General features: G+C 58.1%; 8 protein-coding genes, 2 tRNA genes, 3 rRNA genes and 3 pseudogenes. 10 read left to right on the top strand and 6 right to left on the bottom strand.

Going from position 1 to position 13,639, the window contains the following annotated elements; all coding sequences use genetic code 11:
• Positions 1-399 precede the first annotated feature (399 nt).
• From AC4BBN_RS06735 to rrf, 5 genes are all read left to right on the top strand, one after another.
• Positions 400-1,927, top strand: a 16S ribosomal RNA gene (locus AC4BBN_RS06735).
• Between the two features lie 120 nt (positions 1,928-2,047).
• A tRNA-Ile gene (locus AC4BBN_RS06730) sits at positions 2,048-2,124 on the top strand.
• A 27-nt stretch (positions 2,125-2,151) separates the two neighbouring features.
• A tRNA-Ala gene (locus tag AC4BBN_RS06725) sits at positions 2,152-2,227 on the top strand.
• Between the two features lie 371 nt (positions 2,228-2,598).
• Positions 2,599-5,480, top strand: a 23S ribosomal RNA gene (locus tag AC4BBN_RS06720).
• 142 nt (positions 5,481-5,622) lie between these two features.
• Positions 5,623-5,735 (top strand): 5S ribosomal RNA (rrf, locus tag AC4BBN_RS06715).
• Together the 16S, 23S and 5S rRNA genes with 2 tRNA genes alongside form the textbook arrangement of a ribosomal RNA operon.
• A 423-nt stretch (positions 5,736-6,158) precedes the next feature.
• Here rrf and AC4BBN_RS06710 read toward each other — a convergent pair.
• Positions 6,159-6,332: pseudogene (locus tag AC4BBN_RS06710) on the bottom strand (transposase domain-containing protein); the annotation flags it as partial.
• A 146-nt stretch (positions 6,333-6,478) separates the two neighbouring features.
• On the opposite strand from AC4BBN_RS06710, the pseudogene AC4BBN_RS06705 reads away from it, so the two are divergent.
• Both AC4BBN_RS06705 and AC4BBN_RS06700 read left to right on the top strand, forming a co-directional pair.
• Positions 6,479-6,577: pseudogene (locus AC4BBN_RS06705) on the top strand (transposase); the annotation flags it as partial.
• A gap of 111 nt (positions 6,578-6,688) precedes the next feature.
• On the top strand, positions 6,689-6,826 hold the full coding sequence (locus tag AC4BBN_RS06700) for a hypothetical protein (RefSeq protein WP_490591411.1): 138 nt from the start codon (positions 6,689-6,691) through the stop codon (positions 6,824-6,826).
• Positions 6,827-6,858: 32 nt separating this feature from the next.
• Here the strand turns inward: AC4BBN_RS06700 and tnpB are convergent.
• The 4 genes and pseudogenes from tnpB to AC4BBN_RS06680 form a co-directional block, all read right to left on the bottom strand.
• Positions 6,859-7,035, bottom strand: a pseudogene (gene tnpB, locus AC4BBN_RS06695) (IS66 family insertion sequence element accessory protein TnpB); the annotation flags it as partial.
• A gap of 41 nt (positions 7,036-7,076) precedes the next feature.
• Entirely contained in the window at positions 7,077-7,511 is a 435-nt protein-coding gene (locus tag AC4BBN_RS06690; protein ID WP_490591169.1) for a transposase, read from the bottom strand.
• Entirely contained in the window at positions 7,466-8,170 is a 705-nt protein-coding gene (ypfH, locus tag AC4BBN_RS06685) for an esterase (protein ID WP_490591168.1), read from the bottom strand. Before ypfH ends, AC4BBN_RS06690 begins: the two co-directional genes overlap by 46 nt.
• 108 nt (positions 8,171-8,278) lie before the next feature.
• Positions 8,279-8,965, bottom strand: coding sequence for a dienelactone hydrolase family protein (locus AC4BBN_RS06680; RefSeq protein ID WP_490591167.1), 687 nt, complete (start codon positions 8,963-8,965; stop codon positions 8,279-8,281).
• Between the two features lie 149 nt (positions 8,966-9,114).
• On the opposite strand from AC4BBN_RS06680, the gene AC4BBN_RS06675 reads away from it, so the two are divergent.
• Positions 9,115-10,116, top strand: coding sequence for a hypothetical protein (locus tag AC4BBN_RS06675; RefSeq protein WP_490591166.1), 1,002 nt, complete (start codon positions 9,115-9,117; stop codon positions 10,114-10,116).
• 51 nt (positions 10,117-10,167) lie between these two features.
• The gene (locus AC4BBN_RS06670; protein ID WP_490591165.1) at positions 10,168-10,548 is read left to right on the top strand and encodes a VOC family protein; all 381 of its coding nucleotides are present in this window, start codon (positions 10,168-10,170) and stop codon (positions 10,546-10,548) included.
• Between the two features lie 104 nt (positions 10,549-10,652).
• On the opposite strand, the gene AC4BBN_RS06665 is transcribed toward AC4BBN_RS06670, so the two are convergent.
• Entirely contained in the window at positions 10,653-10,997 is a 345-nt protein-coding gene (locus AC4BBN_RS06665) for a PRC-barrel domain-containing protein (protein ID WP_490591164.1), read from the bottom strand.
• Positions 10,998-11,410: 413 nt separating this feature from the next.
• Here AC4BBN_RS06665 and AC4BBN_RS06660 point away from each other — a divergent pair, with 413 nt between their 5' ends.
• Positions 11,411-13,528, top strand: coding sequence for a catalase (locus tag AC4BBN_RS06660; RefSeq protein WP_490591163.1), 2,118 nt, complete (start codon positions 11,411-11,413; stop codon positions 13,526-13,528).
• The last annotated feature ends 111 nt before the right edge of the window (positions 13,529-13,639 follow it).

Genomic DNA, 13,639 nt, shown 5'->3' with positions numbered 1-13,639 from the left:
GTGCGGGTTCCCGTGTGAAAGTAGGTCATCGTCAGGCTATTACAGCAAGAAACGCCCAGTCAGCTGACTGGGCGTTTTCTTTAGTGCTCACAAGCAAGCACTAAAGAAAACGGAAACGTTTTTCGAATGTGCTTTAAAAAGCATGCTAGAATACAAGGCTTCGCTGATCACAGCGAGTCAAGCAAAGCGAAGTAAAAGGCGCTGAGCTGATCCTTAAAAATATACAGCCGATAAGCGTGGGCGTTTGAATGCGATTGCCAAGTTCTTCGGAACTAGTGCGTAGCACTACAAACGCTCATGAAGTAAAAGAAGATGTGAACATCAGAAATGAAGTTTGCGTTAATTCCAATTTATGAGTGGCCTCTGGTGGTAAAAGTCAGAGGCAAAAAATTCAAGATCGAACTATAGAGTTTGATCCTGGCTCAGATTGAACGCTGGCGGCATGCCTTACACATGCAAGTCGAACGGTAACAGGTTAAGCTGACGAGTGGCGAACGGGTGAGTAATATATCGGAACGTGCCCAGTCGTGGGGGATAACGCAGCGAAAGCTGTGCTAATACCGCATACGATCTCTGGATGAAAGCGGGGGACCTTCGGGCCTCGCGCGATTGGAGCGGCCGATATCAGATTAGCTAGTTGGTGGGGTAAAGGCCCACCAAGGCGACGATCTGTAGCTGGTCTGAGAGGACGACCAGCCACACTGGAACTGAGACACGGTCCAGACTCCTACGGGAGGCAGCAGTGGGGAATTTTGGACAATGGGCGCAAGCCTGATCCAGCAATGCCGCGTGCAGGATGAAGGCCTTCGGGTTGTAAACTGCTTTTGTACGGAACGAAACGGTCTGCCCTAATACGGTGGGCTAATGACGGTACCGTAAGAATAAGCACCGGCTAACTACGTGCCAGCAGCCGCGGTAATACGTAGGGTGCGAGCGTTAATCGGAATTACTGGGCGTAAAGCGTGCGCAGGCGGTTATGTAAGACAGATGTGAAATCCCCGGGCTCAACCTGGGACCTGCATTTGTGACTGCATAGCTAGAGTACGGTAGAGGGGGATGGAATTCCGCGTGTAGCAGTGAAATGCGTAGATATGCGGAGGAACACCGATGGCGAAGGCAATCCCCTGGACCTGTACTGACGCTCATGCACGAAAGCGTGGGGAGCAAACAGGATTAGATACCCTGGTAGTCCACGCCCTAAACGATGTCAACTGGTTGTTGGGTCTTCACTGACTCAGTAACGAAGCTAACGCGTGAAGTTGACCGCCTGGGGAGTACGGCCGCAAGGTTGAAACTCAAAGGAATTGACGGGGACCCGCACAAGCGGTGGATGATGTGGTTTAATTCGATGCAACGCGAAAAACCTTACCCACCTTTGACATGTACGGAAGTCGCTAGAGATAGCTTCGTGCTCGAAAGAGAGCCGTAACACAGGTGCTGCATGGCTGTCGTCAGCTCGTGTCGTGAGATGTTGGGTTAAGTCCCGCAACGAGCGCAACCCTTGTCATTAGTTGCTACATTTAGTTGGGCACTCTAGTGAGACTGCCGGTGACAAACCGGAGGAAGGTGGGGATGACGTCAAGTCCTCATGGCCCTTATAGGTGGGGCTACACACGTCATACAATGGCTGGTACAAAGGGTTGCCAACCCGCGAGGGGGAGCTAATCCCATAAAACCAGTCGTAGTCCGGATCGCAGTCTGCAACTCGACTGCGTGAAGTCGGAATCGCTAGTAATCGTGGATCAGAATGTCACGGTGAATACGTTCCCGGGTCTTGTACACACCGCCCGTCACACCATGGGAGCGGGTTCTGCCAGAAGTAGTTAGCCTAACCGTAAGGAGGGCGATTACCACGGCAGGGTTCGTGACTGGGGTGAAGTCGTAACAAGGTAGCCGTATCGGAAGGTGCGGCTGGATCACCTCCTTTCTGGAAACTGCAATCAAATTTGAATGCCCACACTTATCGGTTGTTGGAAGGTTGTCGCTAGGACAATTTTTAAACTGAGTCTAGTATTTAGTTTGAAATGAATCTCAGAGCGACCGGCTTGGGTCTGTAGCTCAGTTGGTTAGAGCACCGTCTTGATAAGGCGGGGGTCGTTGGTTCGAAACCAACCAGACCCACCATCCATTCAACAACACTGCCGTTTTTGTGGGGGTGTAGCTCAGCTGGGAGAGCGGCTGCTTTGCAAGCAGTAGGTAGCGGGTTCGAGTCCTGTCACCTCCACCAATAATTTGGTGCTTATCTATTCAACACCAAAGTAGCTTTTAACGAGGCTACTTTGTTGTTGATCAATATCTATTGATCGATATAAATTGACCGTAAGGTTAATCGGCTGTTCATTAAAAATTCATAGAGTTTAATCAGCGTTGCTAGCGGAAACTGCACATTCGTAAAGGTTTAGTGCAGACCGTGCCGCTAGCGACAATTTTTTGATTGCGTCAAAACGAATATTCAGACTTTGGTTTGAAATTCAAAATTAACGATGAAAGCTCGAAAGAGCTGTAGTTGTTTACGGCATAACGCGATTGGTGAAAGACCAGTCAAACATTCCTTGAAGACAACGGCGGTGTTTCTGAAAAGAGACGTCAAAGTTATAGGGTCAAGTGAATAAGAGCATGTGGTGGATGCCTTGGCAATGATAGGCGACGAAAGACGTGATAGCCTGCGATAAGCTTCGGGGAGCTGGCAAATTAGCTTTGATCCGGAGATTTCTGAATGGGGAAACCCACCCTTAGGGGTATCGCATGATGAATACATAGTCATGCGAGGCGAACCGGGTGAACTGAAACATCTCAGTAGCTCGAGGAAAAGACATCAACCGAGATTCCGAAAGTAGTGGCGAGCGAAATCGGAAAAGCCTGTTAGTGATAGCGCGACTGTTAACGGAATAGCTTGGAAAGGCTAGCCATAGCGGGTGATAGCCCCGTACGTGAAAACAGACGCGTGGTACTAAGTTAACGACAAGTAGGGCGGGACACGAGAAATCCTGTCTGAATATGGGGGGACCATCCTCCAAGGCTAAATACTCATCATTGACCGATAGTGAACTAGTACCGTGAGGGAAAGGCGAAAAGAACCCCGGGAGGGGAGTGAAATAGATCCTGAAACCGCATGCTTACAAAAAGTAGGAGCCTCGTAAGGGGTGACTGCGTACCTTTTGTATAATGGGTCAGCGACTTACATTCAGTGGCAAGCTTAACCGAATAGGGAAGGCGTAGGGAAACCGAGTCCGAATAGGGCGATTCAGTCGCTGGGTGTAGACCCGAAACCAAGTGATCTATCCATGGCCAGGATGAAGGTGCGGTAACACGCACTGGAGGTCCGAACCGACTAGTGTTGCAAAACTAGCGGATGAGCTGTGGATAGGGGTGAAAGGCTAAACAAACTTGGAAATAGCTGGTTCTCTCCGAAAACTATTTAGGTAGTGCCTCAAGTATTACCGTCGGGGGTAGAGCACTGTTTTGGCTAGGGGGTCATGGCGACTTACCAAACCAATGCAAACTCCGAATACCGACGAGTACAGCTTGGGAGACAGAGCACCGGGTGCTAACGTCCGGACTCAAGAGGGAAACAACCCAGACCGCCAGCTAAGGTCCCTAAAATTGGCTAAGTGGGAAACGAAGTGGGAAGGCTAAAACAGTCAGGATGTTGGCTTAGAAGCAGCCATCATTTAAAGAAAGCGTAATAGCTCACTGATCGAGTCGTCCTGCGCGGAAGATGTAACGGGGCTAAGCCAGTTACCGAAGCTGCGGATTTGCAATTTATTGCAAGTGGTAGGAGAGCGTTCTGTAGGCCTGTGAAGGTGGCGGTGTAAACCCTGCTGGAGGTATCAGAAGTGCGAATGCTGACATGAGTAGCGTTAAAGGGGGTGAAAAGCCCCCTCGCCGTAAGCGCAAGGTTTTCTACGCAACGTTCATCGGCGTAGAGTGAGTCGGCCCCTAAGGCGAGGCAGAGATGCGTAGTTGATGGGAAACAGGTCAATATTCCTGTACCGATGTGTAGTGCGATGTGGGGACGGAGAAGGTTAGCTCAGCCAACTGTTGGATATGTTGGTTCAAGCCTGTAGTCGTGCCTGGTAGGTAAATCCGCCGGGCTTAGATGAGGGGTGATAACGAGGCTGCTTGCAGTCGAAGTGAGTGATACCCTGCTTCCAGGAAAAGCCACTAAGCTTCAGCTACACACGACCGTACCGCAAACCGACACTGGTGCGCGAGATGAGTATTCTAAGGCGCTTGAGAGAACTCAGGAGAAGGAACTCGGCAAATTGACACCGTAACTTCGGAAGAAGGTGTGCCTTTAGTAGGTGAAGTCCCTCGCGGATGGAGCCCAATGGGGTTGCAAAAAATCGGTGGCTGCGACTGTTTATTAAAAACACAGCACTCTGCAAACACGAAAGTGGACGTATAGGGTGTGACGCCTGCCCGGTGCTGGAAGATTAAATGATGGGGTGCAAGCTCTTGATTGAAGTCCCAGTAAACGGCGGCCGTAACTATAACGGTCCTAAGGTAGCGAAATTCCTTGTCGGGTAAGTTCCGACCTGCACGAATGGCGTAACGATGGCCACACTGTCTCCTCCTGAGACTCAGCGAAGTTGAAATGTTTGTGATGATGCAATCTCCCCGCGGAAAGACGGAAAGACCCCATGAACCTTTACTGTAGCTTTGTATTGGACTTTGAACAGATCTGTGTAGGATAGGTGGGAGGCTTTGAAGTGCGGTCGCTAGATCGCATGGAGCCAACGTTGAAATACCACCCTGGTGTGTTTGAGGTTCTAACCTAGGTCCATTATCTGGATCGGGGACAGTGCATGGTAGGCAGTTTGACTGGGGCGGTCTCCTCCCAAAGCGTAACGGAGGAGTTCGAAGGTACGCTAGTTACGGTCGGACATCGTGATGATAGTGCAATGGCATAAGCGTGCTTAACTGCGAGACTGACAAGTCGAGCAGATGCGAAAGCAGGACATAGTGATCCGGTGGTTCTGTATGGAAGGGCCATCGCTCAACGGATAAAAGGTACTCTGGGGATAACAGGCTGATACCGCCCAAGAGTTCATATCGACGGCGGTGTTTGGCACCTCGATGTCGGCTCATCTCATCCTGGGGCTGTAGCCGGTCCCAAGGGTATGGCTGTTCGCCATTTAAAGAGGTACGTGAGCTGGGTTTAAAACGTCGTGAGACAGTTTGGTCCCTATCTTCCGTGGGCGCTGCAGATTTGAGGAAGCCTGCTCCTAGTACGAGAGGACCGGAGTGGACACACCTCTGGTGTATCGGTTGTCACGCCAGTGGCATTGCCGAGTAGCTAAGTGTGGAAGAGATAACCGCTGAAAGCATCTAAGCGGGAAACTCGTTTCAAGATGAGATCTGCCGGGGCCTTGAGCCCCCTAAAGAGTCGTTCAAGACCAGGACGTTGATAGGTCAGGTGTGGAAGCGCAGTAATGCGTTAAGCTAACTGATACTAATTGCTCGTGCGGCTTGACCCTATAACTTTGATCCATGCAAGTGGTATCAGGGAATAGTTATGCCAAGTGACGCTTTCAAAAACATATCCGGTGCGATGCCGGAGCTGATTAAATCTCTATGAATTCGTTGCCCTGACTGATGTCAGGGTGGCAACAAGTTATGCCTGATGACCATAGCGAGGTGGTACCACTCCTTCCCATCCCGAACAGGACAGTGAAACGCCTCTGCGCCGATGATAGTGCGGGTTCCCGTGTGAAAGTAGGTCATCGTCAGGCTATTACAGCAAGAAACGCCCAGTCAGCTGACTGGGCGTTTTCTTTAGTGCTCACAAGCAAGCACTAAAGAAAACGGAAACGTTTGCGGCAAACATACCTTGGTGAAGTGTTGCGGTAGGTCGCTAGGAGTATGGGCAGCAGAAGATTCTAAGCAAACGCCAATCGCCCTCCCTTCGGCGGGTAGCGAGGTAGTTTGTGGTTGGCTCGTGCCTCACAGCGGGTCTTTACGGCACGTTTGAAGTTACTAAACCACGCGTAGAAGTCTGTGTGGGCACTTTCCAGTCCATTTCCGACCTCACCCGGCCTGCAAGGCCCCTATCCTAGGCAGATTCAGCGCCATGCACACGAGCTTGAACTAGGCTTTTGCTTTCTCCAAAGTAAGCGCGCGGCAAACTCTTCTTGACCATATATTGCGGTCACAGGCTAAGTCTGCGGCTGCCAGCGATGCGGCAGCAGCTCATGTATCAAGCTGGCCCGCTGGGTTGGCAGGCGCATCAGCACATCTTTAAGATATGCGTACGAGTCATGCCCATTGACCCGAGCACTTTGAATCAGGCTTATCAGAGCGGCACCGCGTTGGCCGGCCCGAAGCGAGCCGTAAGCACGCGGTGAACCCATCTTGATTTGACCCTACCCCTCTCGCACAACGTGTGCACGTAACCATCGCGCACACGATGCTCAAAGACTCAGACACTGCGAGAGACACGGCCGGGCGCACCCATCGAACCTAGACACCAGCCTTCAAGGCGGAGCTGATCGCTGCCTGCCTGCAACCCGGGACGTCCATCGCTGCATTGGCCGGCCGCCATGGCATGAACGCCAACGTGCTGCATCGCTGGCTCAAGGAGCACGCGCGCACTGGCTGCCACCAATCTCTCGAGATACACGCGGACTGTGCGGTTGAGCCTGCGCCTGCGGCTCCAGCATTCATCCCGTTGCGACGGCCCGCTGCAATGCCCGAACCTGTGCCGCCTGAGATCAAGGTGGAACTCCGCAAGAGCACGCTGTCCATGGCTGTCACCTGGCCCATCCACGCAGCGGCCGAGTTTGCGCGCTGGGTCAGCGTAAGCGCATCGAGTTGGTCGCGTTGAAGACATTGCTGCACCGTGCCGCCTGGTGAGAGCCAATGGAAGCGGCCTTGGTGCCGCCGGTGTACGGCCAGCCAGATGCCCATACCGTCGTGCACCAACACCTTCAAACGTGTGCCGGGCTTGTTGCCAAACAGGTAGGCTGTATGCGGGTGTGCCGCACCTGATGCCACCACCACGCCCGCCAGAGTCGTCTCGTTGCCCGCGCGCATGTCCATGGGCGTGATGGCCAGCCACACAGCATTGATGCGAATCAGTTGAGCACCGCCACAGCCCACTGTGCAAAGCGGGCGAAATCGGCCGCTGCATGTATCGGCCAGGTGACGGTCGCGGACAGCGCCCCCTTGCGCAGATCGACCTTAAACTCGGTCGCAATGGCCTCGGGTGTGATGCCGGGTAGGCGCAGGGCAATGAACTCTGGCACAGAGGGTGACGTGTCAGTCGTGTCAATCGTGCTGAGCAGCTGCGGCGCGACGGGCTGGCGGCAGCCTGTGCGTGCATGGTCCTTGAGCCTGCGGTGCAGCACATTGGCGTTCATGCCATAGCTGCTGGCCAAGGCCGCGATGGAGAGCCCAGGTTCCAGGCCGGCGGCAACCAGTTCTGCCTTGAAGGCCAGTGTGTTGGTTCGGTGGGTGCGCCAGGCTAGATGCCCTGTTGCTGTGCCGCCGCCTTCTGCACTTCTTCCCATTGGTGTTTGGGAATATGGCCTGTCAGGCGTTCGAGCACCATATCCATGACTTCGTCGCTCACTGCATGTGCCAGGAAGGGGATGACGTCTGCCGTAAGGTCGCCGCCCAGTCCCACCAGGCGCTCTGCGGCGGCTACGCAGTGGCCATAGTGGATGACGGGGTCCGCCTTGCCGTGGATGAAATGCAGCGTGGTTTTCTCGGGCGCGCTGAGGGGTAGCTGCGCATAGCGGCCGGATAGCACGATGATGCGGGCAGCCAACGCGGGTTCGACCTGTGCGGCCTCCAGCGCCATGGTGGCACCTTGTGCAAAGCCAAAGATGGCGGTGGCGGCGGGCTCTACGCCACTCTGGGCTTGCCAGTAGCGCAAGTTGTGCACAAAGGCGGGCACGGCCTGTGCCACGCGTGCGGTGCGCTGGTCGTCATCGATGTCCTGCGTCGGGTACCACTGGCCGCCCGCTTCTGCGTCCGCAGGCTGGGGCTCAGCCCCGTCGTAGCGGTACGGCGCCTGCACGCTGACGATGAAGGCATGGGGGAAATGCGTGGCCAGGCGCCGCCCCAGGGGTTCCATGTGCCGCGCACTGCTGCCCTCGCCGTGGTGTAACACCATGAGTTGCTGGGCCTGCAGGGCAGGTTGCTGGATGACGATGGAGTCTGACAAGAAGAGTCCTTTTGGAAGAAGCTGTGCATTTTCTGCGGCAATGGCCCTGAAGAAGGCGATGAAGTCCCTTTTCAGCCCTATTTCAGAGCCATGGCCGTATGCGCAAGCTCAGCCCAAGTGCTTACCAAAGAAGTGCAGTGCCCGGTCCCAGGCCTGCTGGGCCCACACGGGGTCGTACTGCGTGGCCGCAATGCGGCCGGGGCCGATGGCTTCTTCGTTGGCGAAGGCGTGGTGGGCCAGGTAGCGGTGGAACTCGAAGCTGACGTCTGCGGCCTTGAGCTTGTCTTCCAGCGCGGCCACGGTGTCGATCTTGAAGAACTCGTCTTGCGTGGCCCAGTGGCCTTGCAGGGGGATCTTGATTTTGCTGGCGTCGATGTATTCCAGCGGTGGGCAGCCGTACCAGACGACGGCGGCGTCCAGCTCAGGCGCCTGGGCGGCCAGCAAGGTGAGGGCGCCGCCCATGCAGAAGCCGGTCAGGCCCAGCTTGGGGGCGCGGGCCTTCATGAACTGCAGCGCACCGCGGATGTCCTGGCTGGCGGCGTCGCCGAAGTCCAGGCCGGTCATCAGGTGGTGGGCTTCCTCCTGCTCCACGGTGGCTTTGCCACGGTACAGGTCGGGCACCAGGGCCTGGAAGCCGGCCGAGGCCAGGCGGTCGGCCACGCCCTTGATCTGGTCGTTCAGTCCCCACCATTCCTGGATAACGACGATAGCCGGGGCATTGCTGGCGGCCGGCTCGGCCAGATAGCCCTGCACGGTTTTGCCGTCGGGGCGTGCGTAGTTGACGAGGGTTCCCATCTTTGCTCCTTGTTGTTGAGAGGGTAAGAACGCGTTCTAAGCGCGGTATTGTGGTCAGAACGTGTGGCCGAGGCTGGCGTGGGGGGATTCGCCGGTATGCCGCTAACATCATTCGCTTGTATTTCTGCATGACAAAAAAGGATCCCACCATGGTGTTTGCCAATACAAAAAACACGTTGCGCCAGCTGGCCACCAGGCTGCTATCCGCGCTGGCAGCGGGCGCGGCGGCATTTGCGTGCGGCAGCGCTGGGGCGATGGCGCTGGCAAGCCATGGAAACACCATCATCTTGTCGGGCCCGGTCACGGGCGGGGAGCTGGCCATGGTGAAGGACGCTTTTGCGGCCAACCCCAAGATTGACCTGGTGGTGCTGCGCAACTCGCATGGCGGCGACGCGTGGACGGGCTACCGGGTGGGTGATTTGTTGCGCGATGCAGGTGTGACCACGGCCGTGTCGGGCTACTGCATTTCCTCGTGTTCGCGCATGTTCTTGGGCGGTAAGCAGCGCGTGTTTACCAACGACTACCCGGCCGACCGCACCTATGTGGGCTTCCACGGGCACTACAACGCCCAGGGCAACCTGGACCCGCAGTCGGTCAGCCAAGGCGGCCTATACAACTGGATATTGAGTCACTCGGACGGCAAGGCCGACCCTGACCTGGTGCGGCGCTGGATTGCCATTCCCAAGAACAAGGGTGCGGCCAACTTCTTCCACCCCGACGTAGCCGCCGCACTGGGCCACAGCGTCTTTTTTTGCGATGGGCTGCAGGCGCAAAAGGTCACCAGCTGCGAGGCACTGGGCACCAATGCGCTGGAGCGCGGCGTGATCACCGACGAGCGCCGCATCGCCAGCCCCGATCAAGACACCCTGCCTGATAAGCAGCGCGCGCGTCAGTTCCCCGCCAGCGGCTATGCCGCACTGGACGACACGCAAAAGCTGCCCCTGGATGCGCCAGCGGGCCTGGAGCAATACCAGCGCTACCTGCAGTCGTCGCTGCCGCGCGCGTTTGCGGTGGCGCCCACCCGCAAGCACTGGGCCTGGGTAGGGGGCGGCGCGGACGATGTGAATGCGCAAGCCCTGAAGCGCTGCGAGGAGCGGGCCCAGCAGGCTTGCGTGCTGTACAGCGTGGACGACAGCGTGGTCTACAAATAAGGGTGCCGCAGGCTGGCACTGGTAGTGAAATTCTGTTGAAAGGAATGAGCGATGTTTAGCCATGTGATGGTGGGTGTGCGGGACCTGGAGGCTTCCAAGACCTTTTACGACGCGGTGCTGGGGGCGCTGGGCATTGGTCCGGCCTATCTGCACAAAGGCCGCTACTTTTACCGCAGCCCCACCGGCCTGTTCGGCATTACCTTGCCCATCAACGGCGAGCCCGCCACGCATGGCAATGGCAGCACCATCGGCTTCAGCATGGCCTCGCCCGAACAGGCCGATGCCTTTCATGCCGCCGGCGTGGCACATGGCGGCAGCAGCTGCGAAGACCCACCCGGCTGGCGCCAGGGCGCGGCGGGCCCGCTGTACCTGGCCTACCTGCGCGACCCGGACGGCAACAAGATCTGCGCGATGCACCGACCGGCTGTGTGATTTGCTAGTGTTTTGGTAGCTGCTGGCGCAGGTTTTACCTGCGCTGAAGGCTGATTTTCTATAAATCTGGCCTGGTGGCGAATGTGCTGTAGCGCTGTGGGCGGCTACATCCAGTCCACGCCGTAGTGGTTGTACACCGTGCGCCCATATGCGTCCGAATAGTCCGGGATTTCGCCGGAGGCGTAACGCGGGGCACCTTCGAGCTGCGATTTGTCCACTGGCACAACATAGCCCTCGCGCTGGGTGTCGTACTTGAGCATGCTCCAAGGCAGCGGGAACCGGTCTGTGCCCATGCCCAGAAAGCCGCCGAACTCCAGCACTGCGTAACGCACCGTCCCGGATTGCCGGTCGATCATCAGGTTGTCGATGGAGCCGAGCTTGTCGCCATTGCCGTTGTAGACCGCACTGCCTTCAACCTTGTCCGAAGAAATAACGTGGCTACCAATCATCTTGAATCTCCTTCAGGTACAGCCAGCCAACAAAGTGTGGGCGGGTCTGAAGAATGGTTATCCGCCGTTCGGCTTGCGGCGGCCAGCGGTGCGCAGGCTGAACCCGCGTAGGACCATGCGCTTTGCGCCTGGCGGCACTACTTTGGGGGCGGCGCGGGGCGCGTACATGTATTAACAGTGCTTGTCCTACCCGGATGGGGCCATTGCGCCCGCAAGGCTGGCGGCCAGGGCGGCGCACCATGCAATAGCGAGAGGGGCTGGGTCGATTGCCGACCGGCCTCCCAGCGCCTTCGTAGTTCGTGACGCGACAGATTCCCCTGAACCCAGCCTTGCCTAAGCATTCCTTTCGCATATTGGGAGGGCATCAAGCCGTGGCGAGCTCTTTCACCCCCATCGATAGTGGAGCCCACACCATGGCAACCCAATTGAAAGTACCGCCCCGCGCCGCAACCAAGCAGCGCGCAACCCTGCCCAAGGCTGACACGGGGGCGATCCGCAAAGGCCCAGGGGGTGAGCTGCACCAGGCCGTGGCCGACAGCCACCCGGTGCTGACCACCAACCAGGGCACGCCGATTTCCGATAACCAGAACTCGCTGCGCGCCCACCCCACCGGCCCCACCTTGCTGGAGGACTTCATCCTCCGCGAGAAGATCACCCACTTCGACCATGAGCGCATCCCCGAGCGGGTGGTGCACGCGCGCGGCACGGCGGCGCATGGCTACTTTGAGCTGACGCAGTCGCTGGCCGACTACACCACGGCCAAGATCCTGACCGAGGTGGGCGAGCGCACGCCGCTGTTCACCCGCATATCCACGGTGGCGGGCGGCGCCGGCTCGGCGGATACGCCGCGCGATGCGCGTGGCTTTGCGGTCAAGTTCTATACCAAAGAGGGCAACTGGGACCTGGTGGGTAACAACATCCCGGTGTTCTTCATCCAGGACGCCATCAAGTTCCCGGACCTGGTCCATGCCATAAAGATGGAGCCCGACCGGGGCTTTCCGCAATCGGCCACGGCCCATGACACCTTCTGGGACTACATCTCTCTGACGCCCGAGTCCATGCACATGGTGATGTGGATCATGTCGGACCGCACCTTGCCGCGCTCCCTGCGCATGATTGAAGGGTTTGGCATCCACAGCTTTCGCCTGGTCAATGCAGCCGGCGCATCGACCTTCGTGAAGTTCCACTGGCGGCCCAAGCTGGGCCTGCAATCGACGATCTGGGACGAGACCGTGAAGCTGGCGGGCGCAGACCCGGACTTTCACCGCCGCGATCTGTTCGAGGCCATCCAGGCCGGCGCATTCCCGGAGTGGGAGTTCGCGGTGCAACTCTTCACCGAGGAAGAGGCGGCCGCCTTTCCGTTCGACCATCTGGACGCCACCAAGCTGATCCCCGAGGAGCTGGTGCCTTTGAGGGTGATTGGCCGCATGGTGCTCGACCGCTGGCCCGACAACTTCTTTGCGGAGACGGAGCAGGTGGCGTTTTGCCCGTCCCATCTGGTGCCCGGCATCGACTTTTCGAACGACCCGCTGCTGCAGGGGAGGCTGTTTTCCTACCTCGATACCCAGCTTTCGCGCCTGGGGTCGCCGAACTTCCACCAGCTGCCGATCAATGCGCCCCAATGCCCGTTTGCCAACCAGCAACGCGACGGCCATATGCGCATGCAACAGCCGGCGGGCCGTGTAGCCTATGAACCCAGCTCGCTGGCGGCAGATGCGCCGCGCGAGACCCCGCGCGGCTTCCGCTCGTTTGCGGCCACCGAGGCCGGCCAGCGTGGGCGGGTGCGCGCCGACAGCTTTGCCGACCACTACAGCCAGGCGCGCATGTTCTTTCGCAGCCAGACGCAGCCCGAGCAAGCCCATATCGCGTCGGCCCTGGTGTTTGAGCTGTCCAAGGTGCAGGCGCCGCCTGTGCGCGAGGCCATGGTGGGCCATCTGCTGCACATCGATGGAGACCTGGCCCAGCGCGTGGCCACCGGCCTGGGCATGCAGGCCTTGCCAGCGGCACCCGAGGCGGCGGCTGCGGTGTTGGACATGGCGGCTTCGCCAGCGCTGCAAATCATTGGCAAGATGAAAAGCACCCTGGAGGGCCGCTGTGTGGCGGTGCTGGTCCACGACGGGTCGGATGCCAAGGCCCTGGCCGCGATCTCGGCCGCCGTTCTGGGGGCGGGAGCTTCCGTCAAGATCGTTGCGCCGCGCATGGGCACAGTGGCGCTATCGGACGGCAGCCGTGTGCCGGTGGACGGGCAACTGGCCGGTACGCCGTCGGTACTGTTTGACGCGGTGGCGGTGCTGCTCTCGGCGGAGAGCGGCGCAGCGCTGGCCCGCGAGGCGGCGGCCGTCGACTTTGTGCGCGATGCCTTCGGCCATTTGAAGGCCATCAGCTTCGATGCGGGCGGGCAGTTTCTGCTCCAGAGGGCCGGGGTCGAGCCTGACGCGGCGGTGGTTGCTGCGTCGGATACAACGGGGTTCATCCGCCATGCCAAAACCCGGCAATGGGAGCGCGAGCCCGGGGTGCGAACGCTGGCCTAGCGCCGCTGTGTGCCGATGACAGCCGATGGCCCTGGCCGGTACTGGGTGCTGCACCTGCAATGGCAGAGCGGCACGGGCCGCACAATACAGGCCCTTTGCTCGCCGTTCCAT

It is taken from the genome of Rhodoferax sp. SPJ21 (genome assembly GCF_058216335.1).
The sequence above is the reverse complement of the archived record's forward strand: the minus strand, read 5'-3'. Positions and strand labels throughout refer to the sequence as shown.